Origin of the sequence: Antarctobacter sp. (assembly GCF_965277915.1) — a bacterium.
Classification (GTDB): domain Bacteria; phylum Pseudomonadota; class Alphaproteobacteria; order Rhodobacterales; family Rhodobacteraceae; genus Antarctobacter.
Genome location: NZ_OZ255849.1, coordinates 3,985,989 through 4,006,205, shown reverse-complemented (window position 1 = coordinate 4,006,205; position 20,217 = coordinate 3,985,989). Strand labels below are relative to the sequence as shown.

Sequence of the window (20,217 nt, the reverse complement as noted above, 5' to 3'; positions counted from 1 at the left end):
CATGGTGTGTTACCCGTAGCGTCCTGTGATGTAATTCTCGGTGCGGGGGTGGCGGGGGTTGGTGAAGATCTGGTTGGTCTCGCCAAACTCCATCGCCTCGCCCAGATACATGAAGGCCGTGCGATGCGAGATCCGCGACGCCTGTTGCATGTTATGCGTTACGATCACGATGGTGACTGTCTCTGACAGTTCTTGCACCAGATCCTCGACCTTGGCCGTGGCAATGGGATCGAGCGCCGATGTCGGCTCGTCCAGAAGCAGGACCTCGGGGTTCGGGGCCAAGCCCCGCGCGATGCACAGACGCTGTTGCTGACCGCCCGAAAGATCATAGGCCGAGCCGTGCAGCTTGTCTTTTACCTCATCCCAGATGGCTGCACGGCGCAGGGCGCTTTCCACCGCCTCGTCGATCACGGCGCGCTTCTTGATGCCACGGACCCGCAGACCCGCCGCCACGTTTTCATAGATCGATTTCGGAAAGGGGTTCGGTTTTTGAAACACCATTCCCACCCGCAGGCGCACCAGCACCGGATCGGCATCAGGACCGATCAGGTTCTCGCCCTCTGGTTCAAGGATCACTTTGCCTTCGTAGCGATTGCCTGGATAAAGGTCGTGCATCCGGTTCAGGCTGCGCAACAAAGTGGATTTGCCGCAGCCCGACGGGCCGATAATCGCTGTGATCTTGCGATCAAGGATCGGCATGTCGACGTGTTTGATCGCCTGGAAGCCGTTGGAGTAGTAGAAGCTGAAATCCTCGATCCTGGCGCGCAGCGGGTCACGCTCGGTCGCTGGTCGGATGGCCGGAGGCATCTCGGCCCTTTCGAAGCCGGGGGCTGCCTGATGGCGCGTTTCTTGGTCAAGCGTCGTGGTTGTGTCTGTCATGGGTCAGTTCCTGTAGCCTTTGCGCAGCCGATAGCGGATCCAGATCGCAATGCCGTTGAGCGAGAGAGTCAGCGCGATAAGCACCATGCCGGTGGCAGCGGCGGCGGTGTGAAACCCTTCCTGCGGGCGTGACACCCAGTTGAACATCTGGATTGGCAACACGGTGAAACCGTCGTTCAGCCAAGCGAAAGAGATGAAGGGAAACTCGCCCGTCACCGGTGGCGGCGGCAGAAAGGCGATGAAGGTTAGCGCGCCGATGGTGATGATTGGGGCGGTCTCGCCAATCGCACGGGACAGGCCCACGATGGCACCGGTCAGGATGCCGGGGCGCGCTGCGGGGATGATGTAGTTCCACATCACTTGCCATTGATCCGCGCCCAGCCCGTAGGCGCCTTCCTTGATAATTCGGGGGGTGGCGCGGACCGCTTCGCGGGTCGAGACGATGACGATGGGCAGGATCAAGAGCGCCAGCGTCATGCCCGCGACAAGGATCGTCTTGCCAAGGCTGAAACCATATACAAAAAGGCCCAACGCCAGCAGGCCGTAAATGATCGACGGCACACCGGCGAGGTTCGAGACATTGATCTCGATAAGGTTCGAAAGCCAGCCCTTGCGGGCATATTCTTCGAGGTAAAGCCCAGCACCAATGCCAATGGGAATTGCGAGGAATGCCGTCGCCAGCATCACCAGCAGCGAGCCGACCCAAGCAGAAAGGACACCCGCCCTTTCGGGCAGCCGGGAGGGATAGCTTGTGAGAAAGCCGTAATCGATGCGGGCGGCGCCCCGAATGACAAGGTCGCCGATCAATGTCAGCAGCAGGGTCATGGCAATCGCCATGACGATCATCCCGCCGGTGGCCAAGACAATGTCTTTCTGCTTGGCCTTGCGGACGGCGTCAAGAGCGGCTTGATCGGTCGTCACGGCAGCGCCAAGGCTGCCTTCGGTTATCGTGGTCATCTCAATACGCCTCGCGGAATTTTCGGCGCAGGTAGAAGCCGATGATGTTGAACAGCAGCGTGATGACGAAAAGCAGCAGGCCCACCGCAAAGATCGATTGGTAGGCGATCGATCCGTGGGCCACGTCTCCAAGGCTCATCTGGACAATATAGGCAGTGATGGTGGCGGCGCCTTCGCGCGGATCCCATGTCAGGTTGGGGTTTTGACCCGCAGCGACAGCCAACACCATTGTTTCGCCAACCGCGCGCGACATGCCGAGGATGAAGGCGGCCGTGATGCCGGAGAATGCGCCAGGAATGACGATACGGATAGCCACCTGCCATTTTGCCATGCCAAGCCCATAACCGCCTTCTCGAAGGCTGTTGGGCACGGCGCGCATCGCATCTTCGCTGACGGACACGACGTAGGGCAGGATCATGATGCCAAGGATGATGCCGGGCACCAGAAGATTGATTCCTTTGAGCCCCGGTACGATCTGTTGCAGGAAAGGTGTCATGACCAGCAGGGCGAAGTAGCCGTAGACCACGGTCGGAACCGCTTCCAGCATCTCAAGCGCCGGTTTGATCGTCTCGCGAACCGCGGGTCTTGCATATTCGCTCAGGTAGATCGCCATGATAAGCCCGAAGGGCACTGCGACAAGCATCGCAAGACCCGCAGTCTGGAGCGTCGCGGTCAGCAGCGGAAGCACCCCGAATTGCGGGTTGGCAAAGACCGGTGTCCACATCGTGCCGAACAGGAAATCTGTCAGGGGGATATTTGCAAAGAACTCCCAGGAATCTCGGATCAGGACAAAGACAATGGCTGTCGTGACAAAGACGGACAGCGCCGCACAAAGAAACAAGAAAGTCTTCATGCCGCGCGCTATCCACCTGCGGCGCCTGACGAAACCACTCTGGATCAGTTCGGCAGAACTGGGGATGGGGGATGGGGGCACGGGCGTCCTCATTCGGTCTTGAAGAGAATTGCGGCGGACCCGGCGGCCCGCCGCAACAGCGCGGGGCTTAGTTGGCAGCCAGAAGGTCAGCCGGCGTCACGCCAACCTTGGATCCACCGTCAAAGAAAGAGCCGGTCTTGCGCGCGGCGATCTTTTCTTCTGCGGCAACAAAGGCCGCTTCGGGCAGTGCGAGGTAACCGGTCGAGGCCACCAAGTCGACGGCATGGGCCGGATCGAAGAAGAACTTGGCAAAATCCTCGACATTCGGCACGTCATCGAGATGCGCCTTGTTGACATACATGAACAGCGGACGGGTAAGTGGCTGGTAGGTGCCGGAGGCGGCGTTCTCGGTTGAAGGCGCAACACATTCGCCACCGTCATAGGAGATCTCCAGCGCCTTCACGCGGCCACGGTTTTCTTCGACGTAGGCCAACCCCAAGAAGCCAATGGCGTCCGGGTCCGTCGACACGCCCTGAATGGTAATGTTGTCATCTTCCGTGGCGGTGAAGTCCCCGCGTGAGGCACCTTCTTCTCCGATGATGGCAAAGGTGAAGTAGTCATAGGTGCCTGAATCGGTTCCCGCGCCGAACAGTGTCAGCGTTTGGTCCGGATATTCCGGGTTCAGCTGGTTCCAGTTGTCGATCTTGCCCTGCGCTTTGGTTTCATAGGCCTTTTTCAGCTCTTCGACGGACATGCAGTTGATCGGGTTTTCCGGGTGTACGATGACGGCCAACGCATCCATCGCAACGGGCAATTCGATGAACTCGATGCCGTTTTCGGCGCAAAGCTCGGCCTCTTCGATTTTGATCGGACGCGAGGCGCCGGAAAAGCTCGTCTCACCACGGCAGAATTTTTTGAAGCCACCGCCGGTGCCGGATACGCCAACCACGACACGGTTGCCCGTCGCGATCTGGTACTCTTCGGCGAAGGCTTCGGAGACCGGGAAGACTGTCGACGAGCCGTCGACCTGAACGGCGTCCTGGGCAAGGGCGAAGCCCGGCAGAACAAGTGCGATGGCGGTGAGGGTAGCGAGACGCATGAGCAGAGTTCCTCCTGTCAGAAATGGGTAAGCTCCAGGTCCTGTTATGAGATATACGTAACAGAAATGTATATTCATGAATTGTTAAATTATTTACCGACTAATGTGTTGGCGCGACGCTTGTGAGCCAACGTGGGAAGCCGCCAAGATTTGAATGCAACCGAAGCGGAAAGACGTGTAAACAGCGGAGATGCATGAAGCTTTTGTGAAAAGTGGGTTCTCGTGTCGCTATCTGTCGCAACGGGCATTGCCTCAACATCATTTCATGAATTAACAAATTATTATAAGGCCGCCGCGGACTCCCCCCGCACTCAACGGAGCCGTGACTATCGTTTTGCCCAAGCGGCATCGTCCGCATACCCAATGGAGACATCATGTCCTTTCTTCCCAGAACTGTTACCGGCGTCGCCCTCGCTGTGGTCTTGGCCGCCCAGGCGCATGCAGAATTCAAGCTTGGCGAGCGCTATTCCGATGCCGACGGAGATCTCGTCGCAGACATCCCTGCGGACGCGGCCGATCAGATTGACCCCTCGACGCTGATCTTTGCCTATACGCCGGTCGAAGACCCAGCAGTCTATGCTGATGTTTGGTCCGAATTCCTTGACCACATGGCCGAAGTGACCGGCAAGAAAGTGCAGTTCTTTCCGGTCCAGTCCAACGCGGCCCAGATCGAAGCAATGCGCGCCGGTCGTCTGCATGTCGCGGGCTTCAACACAGGATCGAATCCTCTCGCCGTGGCCTGCGCCGGTTTCCGCCCGTTCGCCATGATGGCGGCCGAAGACGGCTCCTTCGGCTACGAAATGGAGATCATCACGCACCCCGAATCGGGCATCGCAACAGTCGATGACATCAAGGGCGGACAGATGGCGTTTACTTCGGAAACGTCAAACTCGGGCTTCAAGGCGCCGTCCGCGATCTTGAAGGCCGATTTCGACATGGAAGCGGGCCGCGACTTCGAACCGGTATTCTCGGGCAAGCACGACAATTCGATCCTCGGCGTTGCGAACAAGGACTACCCCGCCGCGGCAATCGCGAATTCGGTCAAGAGTCGCATGATCGAACGCGAGGTGGTCACCGAAGACCAGTTGAAGGTCATCTATACCTCTCAGACCTTCCCGACGACGGGCTATGGCGTGGCCCACAACCTGACGCCCGAGCTTCAGAAAGACATCCGCGAGGCGTTCTTCTCCTTCAATTGGTCCGGTACCGGGCTCGAAGAGGAATTCGGCAAAAATGGTGAAGAGAAGTTCATTGAGATCTCGTTCCAGGATGACTGGTCGGTCATCCGCACAATCGATGAGGCGAACGGCGTTTCCTACGATTGCGAATAATGCGGGACTATCCTGTGTCGCACCACGTGTCAGGCAGGAATTGTCCCGCCTGACTCTTTTCTGAAAGACCTACTCATGCTCGAACTCAAATCTCTGTCCAAGACCTACCGAACCGGCGACGCCGCGTTGACCGGCGTGTCCTTGCAGGTGCCCAAGGGTCAGATCATCGGGCTGATCGGCCCGTCCGGGGCTGGAAAGTCCACCTTGATCCGCTGTGTCAACCGGCTGGTCGAACCCAGTTCGGGCGAGATTCTGTTGGGAGGCGACAATCTCGTGACGTTGGGGCGGCGCGACCTGCGCACGCAGCGTCGCCGAATCGGCATGATCTTTCAGGAATATGCGCTGGTCGAGCGACTGACCGTGATGGAAAACGTCTTGTCCGGCCGGCTGGGCTATGTCCCCTTCTGGCGTAGCTTCCTCCGCCGGTTCGACGCCGTGGACATTCAGCGCGCCTATCAGTTGCTGGACCGGGTGGGGCTCTTGGATCACGCGAACAAGCGCGCAGACGCGCTTTCTGGCGGTCAGCGTCAACGGGTCGGCATTGCGCGTGCTCTGGCACAGAACCCAGAACTGCTTCTCGTGGATGAACCCACCGCCAGCCTTGACCCCAAGACCAGCCGTCAGATCATGCGCCTGCTGACCGAAATCTGCGCTGAGCGCAATCTGCCCGCGATCGTCAACATTCACGACGTCCCCCTCGCGCGGCAGTTCATGCAACGCATCGTCGGCCTGCGCGCCGGGCAGGTCGTGTTCGACGACGCCCCTACGGCCCTGAGCGAAGACGCCCTGACCCGGATCTATGGGGCCGAAGACTGGGACGCGATGCGCAAGAGCGACACCGAAGAGGACGAAAGTGAAAGCGACACCCGCCGCGACTTGAGTGAGATCCCCGCATGAGCAGCCAATATCCCACCACATGGCGCAGACCGCCGCAGATCCTCACAGACCGGCGGTGGCGCATCGCTCTGCAAGTCGGACTGTTAATCTATCTCGTGCTGGCCTTCGGCAGTATAGACGTCAACTGGCAGCGCGTGTCCGAAGGGCTCGAGCGTGGCCAGCGGTTCGTCATGGGATTCCTGCAACCGGATTTCATGAGCCGTTGGCGAGACATCAGCCAAGGGCTGATCGAAAGCCTGACCATGACGTTGACCTCATCGGTCGTGGGCGTGATGATCTCGGTCCCGATCGGCATCGGGGCTGCACGCAACCTTGTGCCGCGCCCGGTCTACCTGGTTTGCCGCTCGATCGTCGCGGTCAGCCGCTCCTTGCAAGAGGTGATCGTCGCGATCTTTCTCGTCGCGATGTTCGGCTTTGGCCCCTTCGCCGGCTTTCTGACACTGACCTTTGCCACTATTGGCTTCATCGCCAAGCTGCTGGCCGACGACATCGAGGAAATCGACGAAACCCAGGCCGAGGCGATCCGCGCAACCGGCGCAAGCTGGTTTCAGCTGCTGAACTATGCCATCCAGCCACAGGTGATGCCGCGCCTTGTCGGCCTGTCGCTCTACCGGCTCGACATCAATTTCCGCGAAAGTGCGGTGATCGGCATCGTCGGTGCGGGCGGTATCGGCGCCACCCTGAACACCGCCATCGACCGTTACGAATATGACAGTGCCGGCGCCATCCTGCTGATCGTGATCGCCATCGTGATGGTGGCGGAATACAGCTCCAGCTATCTCAGAAAGTTCCTGCAATGAGCAATTCGTCCACCATCCCGGCCGAGTGGTCCCATCGCAGCAGAGTGACACGTCTGGCGATCTGGGCAGGCTGGCTTGCCCTGATCGCGCTGTTCGTCTGGTGCTGGCAGGTCATGACGGAAACCACCATCTGGGCCTTTGTCTGGGACGCCCCACGTCAGGCCGGCGACATCGGCGGGCGGATGCTGCCCCCTGAATGGAGCTATCTGCCAGAGTTGATGCAGCCCCTTTGGGATACGCTGAACATCGCAACGCTGGGCACGGTCGGCGGGGTTGTCCTTGCGGTGCCCGTGTCCTTGCTGGCGGCCCGCAACACCACGCCGTCGGTGGTTGTCCTCCGGCCCGTGGCCCTGTTCATCATCGTTGCATCGCGGTCCATCAACTCGCTGATCTGGGCGCTGCTGCTGGTAACGATCATTGGTCCTGGCCTACTGGCCGGCATCATTGCGATCGCGCTGCGGTCCATCGGGTTTGTCGGAAAGCTGCTCTATGAGGCGATCGAGGAGACCGACCCCAAGCAGATCGAGGCGATCCGGGCCACCGGCGCCGGACCCGCGCAGGTCCTGACCTATGGCGTGGTGCCGCAGGTCATGCCCGCGCTGTGGGGGATCTCGGTGTTCCGGTGGGACATCAACATCAGGGAAAGCACCATCCTTGGTCTTGTCGGCGCGGGCGGTATCGGCCTGAAGTTGAACGCCTCGATGGCAGTTCTGGCGTGGGACCAGGTGACAGTGATCCTTCTGCTGATCCTCGCGACCGTTGTGGTCAGCGAATGGATCTCGGCCGTGATCCGCCGTGCGATCATCTAACCGGAATGGGCTCAAGGTGCGCCGCGCACCTTTGGCATCGGCCTTAGTCCGGCAGGTCAATGCCCGCACAGGCGCTTTCATCGCTGCCGCAGCAATCCGTTAGCAGAAAGCGCACAAGTCCGTTTACCGCATCAAACCGCGGGGCATACTGGATCTCGCGGTGGTGGCGTTCCGTACTGACCAAACCGGCGCGTTTCAGCGTGGCCAGGTGCCCCGATAGGGTCGATGGCTTGATGTCCAGCAGGCGCCCGACCTCCATTGCCGGCGTTCCCTTTGGCCCGCGCTGAACCAGCAGGCGAAAAATCTCGAGCCGTGTGTCATGGGCAAGAGCGCTGAAGGCGTCGATGGCGGAGGGTTGATCCATATTTCGACATTACGCGAAATGAAGCGTGTTGACAAGCCAACCCGTGCTGGCTTACCCATCCATCAATTCGCGAATGTGCGAAATGACGCTCTCATGACACCGGAGCCTGTCCATGTCCGACACCGCCGCCCCCACGCCGATGGGCCGCTTCGAACGCCTTTTGACCCTTTGGGTCGCCATCGCCATCGCGGCCGGGATTGCCATCGGCACCGTGGCGCCGGGGCTGGTCGATGCCGTTGCCGCGGCCGAGGTCGCCTCGATCAACCTTGTCGTTGCCGTGCTGATCTGGGCGATGGTCTACCCGATGATGGTCAGCGTGGATTTCGGCGCCGTCGCCGGTGTGGCGCGCCAACCCAAGGGCTTGCTGGTCACGCTGGCGGTCAACTGGCTGATCAAGCCTTTCACCATGGCTTTTCTGGCGGTGCTCTTCTTTGACCATATCTTCGCGCCCTGGATCGCCCCCGAGGATGCGGCGCAATACATCGCCGGGTTGATCCTGCTGGGGGCCGCGCCCTGCACCGCGATGGTCTTCGTCTGGAGCCAACTGACCCGGGGCGACGCCACCTACACGCTGGTGCAGGTGTCGGTGAACGACCTGATCATGGTGGTAGCCTTCGCGCCCATCGTCGCGCTGCTGCTTGGCGTGACCGAGATCGTGGTGCCGTGGGGCACGTTGATCCTGGCAACGGTGCTCTACGTGGTTTTGCCGCTTGTTGCGGGCCTGATTACCCGTCGCGCTTTGGGGTCCGAGGCTGCCATCGCCGCCTTCACCGCGCGGATCAAGCCCTTGTCCATGATCGGGCTGATCGCCACAGTCGCCATCCTCTTCGGCCTGCAAGGCGACACCATCCTGACGCGCCCGGGCATCATCGCGCTGATCGCCGCTCCGATCCTGAGCCAGAGCTACGGGATATTCGCCCTGGCCTATGGCGCGGCCTACCTGCTGAAGGTGCCGCACCGGATCGCCGCGCCCTGCGCCATGATCGGCACGTCCAACTTCTTTGAGCTCGCCGTGGCCGTGGCGATCAGCCTCTTCGGCCTGAACTCCGGCGCGGCGCTGGCCACGGTCGTGGGGGTGCTTGTCGAAGTGCCGGTGATGCTTTCGCTGGTCGCCTTCGCCAACCGCACCCGGGCGCGGTTTCCCGAAGCCGCAGATGGAGCCTGAACCATGATCGTCATCCACCACAATCCCGACTGCGGCACCTCGCGCAATGTGCTGGCCTTCATTCGCGCCGGCGGGGGTGAACCGGACGTCATCAGCTACCTGGCCGAAGGCTGGACCCGCCCGCAACTTCTGGCGCTGTTTGCCGCCGCCGATCTGACGCCGCGCGCGGCGTTGCGCGAAACGAAATCCCCGGCGCAAGAGATGGGGCTGCTGGCAGATGGCGTTTCTGACGAGAGGATCCTGAACGCGATGCTGGAACATCCGATCCTCGTGAAACGGCCCATCGTCTGCACGCACAAAGGCGTGCGCCTGTGCCGCCCTTCTGAGGTCGTTTTCGACCTGCTCGACGGGCTGCCACCTGGCCCGCTCTACAAGGAGGATGGCCAGATGGTGATCGACAAGACCGGAGCCCGCCCATGAACGACACCCCCCAGATCAACGAAGCCGCCTTTGCGCCGATCGACCCGAATACCCTCTTTCCCAAAAGCCACAGCCCCCACGCGCCCCGGATCCTGATCCTTTACGGCTCGCTCCGCGAACGCAGCTATTCGCGCCTTGCGGCAGAGGAAGCTGCGCGTATTCTCACCCGTTTCGGGGCCGAAGTGAAGATGTTCGATCCCCGCGACCTGCCCATGCCCGACAGTGCCCCCGTCGATCACCCCAAGGTGGCGGAACTGCGCGATCTGGTGACGTGGTGCGAAGGCATGGTCTGGTCGTCGCCCGAACGGCATGGCGCGATGACGGGCATCATGAAAAGCCAGATCGACTGGATCCCTCTGTCGCTTGGCGGTGTGCGCCCGACGCAGGGCAAGACGCTGGCGGTCATGCAGGTCTGCGGCGGCTCGCAGTCATTCAACACGGTCAACCAGTTGCGCATCCTTGGCCGCTGGATGCGACTCCTGACCATCCCCAACCAATCCTCGGTCGCCAAGGCATGGGACGAATTCGATGACGACGGTCGCATGAAACCTACCCCCTATTACAACCGCATCGTCGATGTGATGGAGGAGCTGGTGAAATTCACCCTGCTGACCCGTGACATCCGTGACCACCTGGTGGACCGCTACTCCGAACGGGACGAGGACCACGCGGCGCTGTCTGCCCGGGTCAATCAGGCCAAGGCCGTGTGATGACCGGATTGGCGGCGGGGATCGACCGGGCATTGGCAGTGATTGGACTGGACCCACATCGTTTTTCCCAGACCCAACCTGAACGGGCGGAAAGGCTGGCTTTCTGGCTGCTGGGCGTGGCTCAGACCGTCGGATACAGCGCGTTCTTCTATATCTTTGCGGCGCTGCTTCTGGCCTGGGAGCAGGCTTTGCCCTACGGGAAGGGCTGGCTGGCCTTCGCCTTCATGTGCGCCACGCTGACGGCGGCTGTGGTGTCGCCCTTTGCCGGGCGCATGATCGACGCGGGCCGGGGCCGCTGGCTGCTGACCGGAGGGCTGGTGATCGGCACCCTGTCGCTGCTGCTGCTGGCCGGGTCACAAAGCTACCCGGTCTTTTTCCTCGCATGGCTGGGCCTTGGCGTGGCCGAGGGGCTGTGCCTCTATGAACCCTGCTTTGCTTTCGTGACCCGCACCGCCCATGAACGCGCGCGCAGCGGTATCACGCGGATCACCCTTGTGGCGGGCTTTGCCTCGACCCTTGCCTATCCGGCGGGGGCCTTCCTGGCAGAGGCCCTGGGCTGGCGCGGAGCGGTGCTGTGCTTTGCCGGGGCGGTGGCCTTGGTCGGGCTGCCGGCCATGTTCGCCGGGGCCACGATGCTGGAATGCTGCCCCGAGGACGATCAAACGACCGAGCGCAAGGCGGGCGACCTTGCCGCCTTTGTGGCCGCACGTGCCCGGCCTGAATTCTGGCTGATCCTGCTGGCATTTTCGTTCATCGGCCTCGCCTATGCGATGATCATCACCCATGTCATGCCGATCCTGACCGACCGTGGGCTTACCCTTGGGCAAGCTGTCCTTGCCGCGTCGCTGTTCGGCCCGATGCAGGTCGCGGGGCGCCTGGCGTTGATGGCAGCCGGGCACCGGGTGACAGGGGTGACGGTGGCCGCGATGTCCTTTGTCGGGCTGAGCCTTGCCATCGCCGTGCTGCTATTCATCGTCCCCGCCATGCCGCGTGCCGGTTTCGCCTTTGCGCTGCTGTTCGGGGCAAGCTTTGGCGTCATCAGCATCCTGAAGCCGGTTGTCATGGCCGAGGTTCTGGGCCGCCGCGGATTTGGCATGATCGCGGGGTTCATGGCCGTGCCGTTCCTGATCGCTGGAGCCGTCGCCCCCCAAACATCCGCGCTGTTGTGGCGCGTCTCCGGCTACAATCTGGCTCTTGTCGTGGCGCTGGGGTTGTCGGCCGTTGCTCTTGCTGCACTTGCGATTTTGATCCTGCGTGGCCGGCACCAAGTCAATTAATCCAGATGCGCCTCAAGGTGTTTCGGCGGGATTGGTCCGAAGATCGGCGATGTCCGCATTGCGGACCCTCATCCTCTAAGAATGCTGCACGACGCACGAATGGCCGGTTCGGGGAAGCTGCGCCGCGGCGATCGGCCAGGGCCTGAACGGCGGGTGTGGGCCGGTCCAGTCTGCGGCTTGGTGACGTTGCGCCGCGTTTGCAAAGCCCTCCCTCCTTGCGCCTCCCCCCTCTTCTAACCTACTAAGACCCTGACACATCAGGAGGAGGCTCCATGCGCCGCGTCGTCGTCACCGGGCTCGGGATCGTCTCGAGCATCGGCAACACTGCCGAAGAGGTCCTTGCCTCGCTCAAGGCGGGCCGTTCGGGCATCACTGCCAACGAGCAGATGAAGGAACACGGGTTCCGCAGCCAGATCGCCGGGGCCATCGACCTGGACGTATCCCAGCATATCGACAAGCGGACGCTGCGCTTCATGGGGCCGGGGGCGGCCTATGCCTATATCGCCATGGGGCAGGCCATCGCGGATGCGGGGCTGGAAGAGTCCGATATCGTGAACCCGCGCACCGGCCTCGTGGCGGGCAGCGGCGGGCCCTCGACCAGCGCGATGCTGACGGCGCATGAGACGGTGCTGAAAACCGGCGCGACCAAGCGGGTGGGGCCTTTTGCCGTGCCGAAATGCATGTGCTCGACGGTGAGCGCGAACCTCTCGACCGCCTACAGGATCAAGGGGATCAACTATTCGATCACCTCGGCTTGCTCGACCTCGCTGCATTGCATCGGCAACGCGACGGAACAGATCATGCTGGGCAAGCAGGACGTGATGTTCGCCGGCGGCGGCGAGGAGCTGGACTGGACGCTGAGCTGTCTCTTCGACGCGATGGGCGCCATGTCGTCGAAGTTCAACGACACGCCGGAGAAGGCGAGCCGGGCCTTCGACAAGGACCGCGACGGGTTCGTGATCTCTGGCGGGGGCGGGATGCTCGTGCTGGAGGAACTGGAACACGCCAAGGCGCGCGGTGCCAAGATCTATGCCGAGGTGACCGGCTATGGCGCGACCTCGGACGGGGCGGACATGGTGGCGCCCTCGGGCGAGGGCGGCGAGCGGGCGATGCGGATCGCCCTGGGCACGCTGCCGGAGGGCCGCAAGGTCAGCTATATCAACGCGCATGGCACCTCGACCCCCGTGGGCGACGTGGGCGAGATCGAGGCGGTGCGGCGCGTCTTTGGCGAGGGCACGACCCCGCCGGTGTCGTCGACCAAGTCGATGACCGGCCACAGCCAGGGCGCGACCGGCGCGCAGGAGGCGATCTATTGCCTGCTGGCGCTGGAACATGATTTCATCATTCCGTCGATCAACGTGGAAACGCTGGACCCGGCGCTGAAGCCCGCGGAGATCGCGACCGAGGTGGTCGAGAACGCGGGGCTCGACTCGGTGATGACGAATTCCTTTGGTTTTGGCGGCACCAACGGGTCGATGGTGCTGTCGCGATACAATGACTGATATGCGCGGATAGAGTGGGATGACCATTAGTCTCGAAGGCAAGCGCGGGCTTGTCATGGGCGTTGCGAACGAGCGTTCGATCGCCTGGGGAATTGCCAAGGCCTGTGCCGAGGCGGGTGCGGAGCTGGCCTTTACCTACCAGGGGGAGGCGTTCGGCAAGCGGCTGGAGCCGCTGGCGCAGAGCGTCGGGTCGGATTTCATGGTCGACGTGGACGTGACCGACGATGCCTCGCTGGACGCGGCCTTTGACGCGCTGGGGCAGCGGTGGGACCGGGTGGATTTCCTGGTGCACGCGATTGCCTATTCGGACAAGACCGAACTGACGGGACGGTTCCTGAACACCAGCCGGGCGAATTTCAAGAACTCGATGGACATCTCGGTCTATTCCTTCATCGAGGTGGCGCGGCGGGTGCACCCGTTGATGACGGATGGCGGCACGATGCTCACGCTGACCTACCTCGGGTCGAGCCGGGTCGTGCCGAATTACAACGTCATGGGCGTGGCAAAGGCGGCGCTGGAGAGTACGACGCGCTACCTGGCGAATGACCTTGGTCCGGAGGGAATCCGCGTGAACGCGATCTCGCCCGGTCCGATGAAGACGCTGGCGGGCGCGGCCATCGGCGGCGCGCGGCGCACCTACAAGCACACGGGTATGAACGCCCCGCTGCGGTCGAACGCGACGCTGGAGGCGGTGGGCGGCACGGCGGTCTGGCTGATCTCGGACGCGGGCGCCTATACCACGGGTGAGGTCATCATGGTGGACGGCGGCTATCACACGATCGGGATGCCGCAGCTGGAGAACCTTTGACGGAGGCGGCGATGCGTCGGGTGGCACTGATCCTTGGGATGGCGGCGGCGCTGAGCGGCTGCATGGAAGGCGCAACGGCCGTCGGTGGCAGCACCGGCGGCGGGCAGGGCCCGGAGGCGCGCAAGCTGTCCAGCGGCATGTCCCCGGCGCAGGCCGAGGGTATCTTTGGCCTCGATGCGGGATACGAGCGCAACCCGGCGAACTGGGACGAAGCCTGCATCAGCTATGCCTACGATGGCGGCGCGCGCTACGTCCACGCGGTCTATCGGAATGACCGACTGGTGCGCGCGACGGACGGGCATGGCACCATCTGCACCTACGGCGACGCGCTGTAATTCCCGGAACCCGACGCGGCATCGGGCGTTGACCCTCCAAGAGATTGGAGGATTCCATGACACATCAGATCGAATTGCAGAGCGTCGACCGGCTGACACATGACGTGCGCCGCCTGACCTTCGAAAAGCCCGCGGGCTATGACTATGCCCCGGGGCAGGCCACGGACTTTGCGCTCGACCGCGACGGCTGGCGCGAGGAACAGCGGCCCTTCACCTTTACCAGCCTGCCCGACGAGGACCGGCTGGAGTTCGTGATCAAGTCCTACCCCGAGCATGATGGCGTGACCGAGCAGATCGCCGATCTGGAGCCGGGCGACACCGTGCTGATCGGCGACCCCTGGGGCGCGATCGAGGACAAGGGTGACGGGGTCTTCATCGCCGGGGGCGCGGGTGTGACGCCCTTCATTTCCATCCTGCGCAAGAAGCTGGCCGAGAAAGGCACGCTGGAGGGCAACACGCTGGTGTTTTCCAACCAGTGCGAGCAGGACATCATCATGCGCAACACGTTCGAGGCCATGCCGGGCCTGCGCTGTCACTGGACCGTGACCGAGGAAAAGGGCAGTCCGCTGGCACGGGGCCTGATCGACAAGGAGATGCTGGAGGACTTCGTCGATCCGGACCGGGACGTCTGCTATGTCTGTGGCCCCGATCCGATGGTCGAGGCGATGCCCGGCGAGCTTAAGAAGCTGGGTGTGCCAGAGCGGCAGATCGTGACCGAGGATTTCGGCTGAACCGGCCGCACGGTCCGGCGGCGGGGGGACACCCGCCTGACGCCCCCGGGCCGGTTGTCAGAACCATTGACCCGGCTCCATCAGGCCGAGATCCAGCAATTGCCGCGAGTGCCATTCGAACGGGGCGGAATTGTGCCAGCGGAAGCTGCGGATGTCGAAAGTGGAGCCGGGGTTGCGTTTCAGGGCCTTGGCGGTGCGAAAGCTGACGATGGCGGCGGTCAGGTTGTTGTGCCAGGGGCAGGCGTAGGTGTTGTATTCCTCGTCGGAAAAGGTGTGATCCTCGCGCAGGGTCAGGCCGGGGCGGGCGCGAAAGATCCCGATCCGATCGATCTTGCGCCGGTCAGGGGGGATGTGTTCCTCGAACCGCCAGCGCAGCCCCCCGAAGAAATCGAGCTGTCGTTCCTTGGGGTGGTTGTGGTGTTTCGGGTCAGGCCGGGCGAGCGCATGGTATCCCGACTTGTCCAGCCATGCGTCATCCAGTGAGACGGCGTCCGGGTGGCGCTGCAGGTCCCCGGCGTAGAGATCGACGACATAGGTCAGCATGGCGTCGCGGCGTTCCTCGGTGTGGAAGGCCAGCATCTCTGCCACGGTGCGGTTTTCCGAGAAGGGAAAGAACAGGTATTCGGCGTTGTAACAGTAGTAGAGCCACTGGCCCTCGGCCGCCGGTATCAGGCGGTTGACCGCCGCCTGCAGCGCGCCGTCCCTGTGCATGTCATGGGCGACATGATGGACCTTGCCGCGCAGGTCCTCGGGCGGGGCAAGCTCCTCCGCGCCGAAGAGGATCACGCTGCGAAAGCCGCAATGGCGGTGATGGCGCAGGGTGGTGTCCAGTTCGACGCCGTCTTCGGCAAAGATCAGCGCGACGGGCCCGCGTTGCAGCGCCTCGGCGCCGCGGGACAGGAAGTGATCTATGTCCTTGTAAAACATGCTCGGCCTCTGGCGGGGCTTTTGCGGCAGAATCAGTGAAAATCTGGTGCATTGCAAGATGGGGGGATTCTGCGGTATCCGCAGCCCTCGTACCCGAGAGCAGGAGCGCGCGACATGGCCCCGAAGAAGCTTTATATCAAGACCTACGGCTGCCAGATGAATGTCTATGACAGCGAGCGCATGGCCGAGGCGATGGGCGGCGAGGGTTACGAGACCACCGAACGCCCTGAAGACGCGGACATGATCCTGCTGAACACCTGCCACATCCGCGAGAAGGCGGCGGAAAAGGTCTATTCCGAACTGGGCCGCTACAAGGGGCTGAAGTCCGCGCGCCCGGACCTGAAGATCGGCGTGGCGGGCTGCGTCGCCCAGGCCGAGGGCGAGGAGATCATGCGCCGCCAGCCGATGGTGGACCTGGTGGTTGGCCCGCAAAGCTATCACCGCCTGCCGGAGATGGAGGCCAAGGTGCGCGGCGGCGGCAAGGCGCTGGACACGGATTTCCCCGAGGAGGACAAGTTCGACCACCTCAAGGGGCGGCCCAAGGCGAAACGCGGGCCGACCGCCTTCCTGACCGTGCAGGAGGGCTGTGACAAGTTCTGCGCCTTCTGCGTGGTGCCCTATACGCGGGGCGCCGAGGTGTCGCGCCCGGCAGAGCGCGTGCTGCGCGAGGCGCGCGACCTGGTGGAACGCGGGGTGCGCGAGATCACCTTGCTGGGGCAGAACGTGAATGCCTACCACGGCCACGCGGGCGGGTTGGCCGGCCTGATCCATGCCCTCGCCGAGGTCGACGGGCTGGAGCGGATCCGCTTTACCACGTCGCATCCCAACGACATGGACGAGGCGCTGATCGAGGCGCATTGCACCTGTGACAAGCTGATGCCCTACCTGCACCTGCCGGTGCAGGCGGGCAGCGACAAGATCCTGAAGCGGATGAACCGCCAGCACACGGCAGAGGAATACCTGCGGTTGATCGAACGGCTGCGCGCGGCGCGTCCCGACCTGCACCTGTCGGGCGATTTCATCGTCGGTTTTCCCGAAGAGACCGAGGCGGATTTCCAGGCCACGATGGACCTGATCGAAGCTGTGGAATACGGCAGCGCCTTTTCGTTCAAGTATTCCGAACGGCCCGGCACCCCGGCCGCCGAGCGCCCGCAGGTGCCCGAGGACGAAAAGGACGACCGCCTGCAACGGCTGCAAGCGCTGCTGACGAAACAGCAGCGCAGCCTGCAGGACGCGATGGTCGGCCGCGACGTGCATGTCCTGTTCGAAAAGCCCGGACGGCTGCCGGGGCAGATGGTGGGCAAATCGGAATACCTGCATGCCGTGCATGTACAGGCCGAGGGGATCGCGCCCGGGGACCTGGCCCGAATCCGAATCGAATCCAGTGGCCCGAACTCGCTCAAAGGGTGATGAACCCGCTCTAGCGCTGGCCCGGAACCCATTGTTTCAAAAAAAGGGTTCCGATTATCCACAGTGAATCAAGGTGGTTGCGAGAACTGTTTCCGATTTTGGGACAGTGTGCAGCGCTTTTCCCTTCACAGGGCAGGCAACTTTGCTAATGTGTTGTTTATAGTAAAAATGTTTGCGCGCGCTGCCAAACCGCGCGCAGGCATCAGGGGAAACTATAACCAAGGGACCAGGCTGTGGCGTATCGCATTACCAAGGCCATCGGCGCGATGGCGCTTGCGGCTCTCGTTGGTCTGTCGGCCGCCGCGCCGGCAATCGCCGAGGACGCTGGGAAAGAGCCGTTCATTTCCACGCAGAACACCCGCACCATCAAGGGTGAACAGTACATCCCGGGCATCTGGATCGATCCGGACGGCTGCGAACACTGGGTGATGGACGACGGCGTCGAAGGCTACATGAGCCCCCATGTCGACCGCAAGGGCATCCCGGTCTGCCGCCGTGCCAACACCTGCGGCGTGATGAACGCCGACCAGTTCTTTGCCACCGACAGCTACAGGATCTCCAGGCACGGCCAGGCGCGCATCGCGGAGTTCTTTCGCAGCGCCTCTGCCGTGGGTTACGTGATTGCCGGTCACACCGACAGCCGCGCCTCGGACGAGTACAACATCAAGTTGAGCTACAACCGCGCGATGGCCGTGGCCCGGATCGCCCGTTCCGTCGGGGCCAACATCACCGACGTGCGCGGCTATGGCGAGCGGATGCCGATTGCCTCCAACCGGACGGCACAGGGCATGGCCAAGAACCGCCGTGTCGAAATTCTCTGCTTCCGGTAATCCAGAAGGGACAAGGACAATGAACTTCGTGAAACCGATCCTTCTGGTTGTCGCTGCCGCCGGCCTTGCCGCCTGCGACCCGGTCGGCCCGGACAAGAGTCGCGACCGCCAGTCCATCGACAGCAACGACCTGACCAGCATGAAGGCCGGCATCTGGGTCGATCCGAACGGCTGCGATCACTGGATCATCGACGACGGTGTCGAAGGCTATCTCTCGCAGCGCCTGGACAAATACGGCAAGCCGGTCTGCTCGGGCATCGCGCCCCCGACCGTCGCCACGGGCGACTTCAAGGGGGGCTCGACCTCGATCATCGGCGACCCGCTGTAATCCCGACCCTGAGAGGCACGCAGGGTCTAGATGGGCCGCGCGGCATCTGCCGCGCGGTCTGTTTTTGTGGCACTTGAATGACATTCCGCGCCAAGCCGCGACCGACACTTGCGCCATCGGACCGCCGGGTGCACCATATCTAGCAGAAACACGCGTCCGGATTCGGACGGCCCTGTGCAGGAGACGGGTTTGACAGCGGGCACATTGACCGAAGCCATCGTTGAATTTCCAGACAATCGACTGCTGATCGATCTTTGTGGAGAGTTCGATCGCAATCTGACAGACATCGAGGCCCGTACCGGGGTGCAGATCCTGCGCCGCGGCAACCAGCTGGCCATTCACGGCCCCGAGGACGCGGTGCCCGAGGCGGCGGAGGTGCTGCGCACGCTGTACGAGCGGCTGGAACAGGGCCGCGAGGTGGATCGCGGCGACATCGACCGTGCCTTTCGGATGGAGGACGAGGAACCCGACGAGCAGCTTGAGATGTTCAGCGGCGGCAAGGTCGAGATCAAGACCCGCAAGAAGCTGATCGAGCCGCGCACCGACGCGCAGAAGGCCTATGTCCAATCGCTCTACGCCAACGAGATGGCCTTTGGCATCGGTCCGGCCGGCACCGGAAAGACCTACCTGGCGGTTGCGGTCGGCGTGAACATGCTGATCACCGGCGAGGTCGACAAGATCATCCTCTGCCGCCCTGCCGTCGAGGCGGGCGAGCGGCTGGGCTTTCTGCCCGGCACGCAGGAGGAAAAGGTCGATCCCTACATGCAGCCCTTGATGGATGCGCTCAACGATTTCCTGCCGGGCAAGCAGCTTGCCAAGATGCGCGAGGAAAAGTCGGTCGAGATCGCGCCGCTGGCCTTCATGCGCGGGCGCACGCTGTCGAATGCCTTTGTCGTGCTGGATGAGGCGCAGAACGCGACCACCATGCAGATGAAGATGTTCCTGACCCGGCTTGGCGAAGGCTCGCGCATGGTGATCACCGGCGACCGGACACAGATCGACCTGCCGCGCGGCGTGCCATCGGGGCTGGCCGACGCGGAACGGCTGCTGAACCATGTGCCCGGCATCTCGTTCAACTATTTCACCGGCAAGGACGTGGTGCGCCACCCGCTTGTCGCGGCCATCATCGAAGCCTATGAGGCGGACGCGGAGGGCTGAGACCCCGCCTTCTGCTGCTTTGGTTTGAAAATTACCTCGGGGGGCCGGGGGCAAGGCCCCGGGCGCTGGACCACATGCTGACCGATACGATTTTCGAGGACGACCGTTGGGAGGCCGCCGGGCTGGCGGCCCTGTCCGAACGCGGGGCGGTGGCGGCCCTGGCGCACCTGGGGCTGGACCCGGCGGAATACGAGATCGCCGTGCTGGGGTGCGACGATGCCCGGATCGCCGCGCTGAATGGCGATTTCCGCGACAAGCCCACGGCCACCAACGTGCTGAGCTGGCCCTCCGAGGATCTTGCCGCCGAGGATGCGGGGGGCACGCCCTTTCCGCCCGAGCCCGAGGACGAGGAGCCGCACCACCTGGGCGACATCGCCCTGGCCTGGGAAACCTGCGGGCGGGAAGCCGCCGAGCAGGGTATCGCTTTCGAGCAACATGTCACACACTTGGTTGTTCATGGCGTGTTACATCTATTGGGGTATGACCATATGCGTGACGCGGACGCCACGCTGATGGAACGGCTCGAGGTCGAGATACTTGGAAATCTCGGTCTGCCGAACCCATATGGTGAGGATGATGGCCCCGATGGGGCATGACTGGAACAGG

General features: G+C 62.7%; 23 protein-coding genes. 17 read left to right on the top strand and 6 right to left on the bottom strand.

Translation table 11 applies throughout. From position 1 onward, the window contains the following. Positions 1-9: 9 nt before the first annotated feature. From pstB to ACQY5B_RS20485, 4 genes are all read right to left on the bottom strand, one after another. Positions 10-807, bottom strand: coding sequence for a phosphate ABC transporter ATP-binding protein PstB (gene pstB / locus ACQY5B_RS20500; protein WP_420328597.1), 798 nt, complete (start codon positions 805-807; stop codon positions 10-12). A gap of 75 nt (positions 808-882) precedes the next feature. Further along, entirely contained in the window at positions 883-1,836 is a 954-nt protein-coding gene (gene pstA, locus ACQY5B_RS20495; RefSeq protein ID WP_420327702.1) for a phosphate ABC transporter permease PstA, read from the bottom strand. Between the two features lies 1 nt (position 1,837). Further along, positions 1,838-2,689 carry a phosphate ABC transporter permease subunit PstC gene (pstC, locus tag ACQY5B_RS20490; RefSeq protein ID WP_305970781.1) on the bottom strand — a complete coding sequence of 284 codons (852 nt, stop codon included), beginning with the start codon at positions 2,687-2,689 and terminating at the stop codon, positions 1,838-1,840. 148 nt (positions 2,690-2,837) lie between these two features. Beyond that, the gene (locus ACQY5B_RS20485; protein ID WP_420327704.1) at positions 2,838-3,887 is read right to left on the bottom strand and encodes a PstS family phosphate ABC transporter substrate-binding protein; all 1,050 of its coding nucleotides are present in this window, start codon (positions 3,885-3,887) and stop codon (positions 2,838-2,840) included. Between the two features lie 296 nt (positions 3,888-4,183). On the opposite strand from ACQY5B_RS20485, the gene phnD reads away from it, so the two are divergent. From phnD to phnE (ACQY5B_RS20465), 4 genes are all read left to right on the top strand, one after another. Continuing rightward, positions 4,184-5,140: a phosphate/phosphite/phosphonate ABC transporter substrate-binding protein gene (phnD, locus tag ACQY5B_RS20480; RefSeq protein WP_420327706.1), complete on the top strand. Its 957-nt coding sequence runs from the start codon at positions 4,184-4,186 to the stop codon at positions 5,138-5,140. Positions 5,141-5,215: 75 nt separating this feature from the next. Next, positions 5,216-6,037 (top strand): phosphonate ABC transporter ATP-binding protein, encoded by an 822-nt coding sequence (gene phnC, locus ACQY5B_RS20475; protein WP_420327708.1) that lies wholly within the window; start codon positions 5,216-5,218, stop codon positions 6,035-6,037. After that, positions 6,034-6,837, top strand: coding sequence for a phosphonate ABC transporter, permease protein PhnE (gene phnE / locus ACQY5B_RS20470; protein WP_420327710.1), 804 nt, complete (start codon positions 6,034-6,036; stop codon positions 6,835-6,837). Before phnC ends, phnE (ACQY5B_RS20470) begins: the two co-directional genes overlap by 4 nt. Continuing rightward, positions 6,834-7,646 carry a phosphonate ABC transporter, permease protein PhnE gene (gene phnE, locus ACQY5B_RS20465; protein ID WP_420327712.1) on the top strand — a complete coding sequence of 271 codons (813 nt, stop codon included), beginning with the start codon at positions 6,834-6,836 and terminating at the stop codon, positions 7,644-7,646. Before phnE (ACQY5B_RS20470) ends, phnE (ACQY5B_RS20465) begins: the two co-directional genes overlap by 4 nt. A gap of 43 nt (positions 7,647-7,689) precedes the next feature. Here phnE (ACQY5B_RS20465) and ACQY5B_RS20460 read toward each other — a convergent pair whose 3' ends face one another. After that, positions 7,690-8,010 (bottom strand): ArsR/SmtB family transcription factor, encoded by a 321-nt coding sequence (locus tag ACQY5B_RS20460; RefSeq protein WP_305970775.1) that lies wholly within the window; start codon positions 8,008-8,010, stop codon positions 7,690-7,692. Between the two features lie 112 nt (positions 8,011-8,122). Between ACQY5B_RS20460 and arsB the strand changes: the two genes are divergently transcribed. The 8 genes from arsB to ACQY5B_RS20420 all read left to right on the top strand — a co-directional run bounded on the left by arsB (position 8,123) and on the right by ACQY5B_RS20420 (position 14,958). Beyond that, positions 8,123-9,175, top strand: a complete 1,053-nt coding sequence (gene arsB, locus ACQY5B_RS20455) for an ACR3 family arsenite efflux transporter (protein ID WP_420327714.1) — start codon at positions 8,123-8,125, stop codon at positions 9,173-9,175. Between the two features lie 3 nt (positions 9,176-9,178). Further along, on the top strand, positions 9,179-9,595 hold the full coding sequence (locus ACQY5B_RS20450; RefSeq protein ID WP_420327716.1) for an arsenate reductase family protein: 417 nt from the start codon (positions 9,179-9,181) through the stop codon (positions 9,593-9,595). After that, positions 9,592-10,305 (top strand): arsenical resistance protein ArsH, encoded by a 714-nt coding sequence (gene arsH, locus ACQY5B_RS20445; RefSeq protein ID WP_305970772.1) that lies wholly within the window; start codon positions 9,592-9,594, stop codon positions 10,303-10,305. The genes ACQY5B_RS20450 and arsH overlap by 4 nt, the downstream gene beginning before the upstream one ends. Beyond that, positions 10,305-11,582, top strand: coding sequence for an MFS transporter (locus tag ACQY5B_RS20440; RefSeq protein WP_420327717.1), 1,278 nt, complete (start codon positions 10,305-10,307; stop codon positions 11,580-11,582). Before arsH ends, ACQY5B_RS20440 begins: the two co-directional genes overlap by 1 nt. Before the next feature lie 272 nt (positions 11,583-11,854). Next, positions 11,855-13,084, top strand: coding sequence for a beta-ketoacyl-ACP synthase I (gene fabB, locus ACQY5B_RS20435; RefSeq protein ID WP_420327718.1), 1,230 nt, complete (start codon positions 11,855-11,857; stop codon positions 13,082-13,084). A gap of 19 nt (positions 13,085-13,103) precedes the next feature. Then, positions 13,104-13,892, top strand: coding sequence for an enoyl-ACP reductase FabI (locus ACQY5B_RS20430; protein WP_420327720.1), 789 nt, complete (start codon positions 13,104-13,106; stop codon positions 13,890-13,892). Between the two features lie 11 nt (positions 13,893-13,903). Continuing rightward, on the top strand, positions 13,904-14,227 hold the full coding sequence (locus ACQY5B_RS20425) for a hypothetical protein (protein ID WP_420327722.1): 324 nt from the start codon (positions 13,904-13,906) through the stop codon (positions 14,225-14,227). Between the two features lie 56 nt (positions 14,228-14,283). Beyond that, on the top strand, positions 14,284-14,958 hold the full coding sequence (locus ACQY5B_RS20420; protein WP_305970767.1) for an FAD-binding oxidoreductase: 675 nt from the start codon (positions 14,284-14,286) through the stop codon (positions 14,956-14,958). Positions 14,959-15,015: 57 nt separating this feature from the next. Here ACQY5B_RS20420 and ACQY5B_RS20415 read toward each other — a convergent pair whose 3' ends face one another. After that, a complete protein-coding gene (locus ACQY5B_RS20415; RefSeq protein WP_420327723.1) occupies positions 15,016-15,885 on the bottom strand; it encodes a PNPOx family protein in 870 nt (289 codons plus the stop codon). 114 nt (positions 15,886-15,999) lie between these two features. Between ACQY5B_RS20415 and miaB the strand changes: the two genes are divergently transcribed. The 5 genes from miaB (at position 16,000) to ybeY (ending at position 20,207) form a co-directional block, all read left to right on the top strand. Further along, positions 16,000-17,295 carry a tRNA (N6-isopentenyl adenosine(37)-C2)-methylthiotransferase MiaB gene (gene miaB / locus ACQY5B_RS20410; protein ID WP_428400308.1) on the top strand — a complete coding sequence of 432 codons (1,296 nt, stop codon included), beginning with the start codon at positions 16,000-16,002 and terminating at the stop codon, positions 17,293-17,295. 233 nt (positions 17,296-17,528) lie between these two features. After that, positions 17,529-18,125: an OmpA family protein gene (locus ACQY5B_RS20405; RefSeq protein WP_420327725.1), complete on the top strand. Its 597-nt coding sequence runs from the start codon at positions 17,529-17,531 to the stop codon at positions 18,123-18,125. A gap of 19 nt (positions 18,126-18,144) precedes the next feature. Then, positions 18,145-18,453 carry a hypothetical protein gene (locus ACQY5B_RS20400; RefSeq protein ID WP_305970763.1) on the top strand — a complete coding sequence of 103 codons (309 nt, stop codon included), beginning with the start codon at positions 18,145-18,147 and terminating at the stop codon, positions 18,451-18,453. A 189-nt stretch (positions 18,454-18,642) separates the two neighbouring features. Beyond that, positions 18,643-19,611: a PhoH family protein gene (locus ACQY5B_RS20395; RefSeq protein WP_305970762.1), complete on the top strand. Its 969-nt coding sequence runs from the start codon at positions 18,643-18,645 to the stop codon at positions 19,609-19,611. 74 nt (positions 19,612-19,685) lie between these two features. Continuing rightward, positions 19,686-20,207 carry an rRNA maturation RNase YbeY gene (ybeY, locus tag ACQY5B_RS20390; RefSeq protein ID WP_420327726.1) on the top strand — a complete coding sequence of 174 codons (522 nt, stop codon included), beginning with the start codon at positions 19,686-19,688 and terminating at the stop codon, positions 20,205-20,207. Positions 20,208-20,217 lie beyond the last annotated feature (10 nt).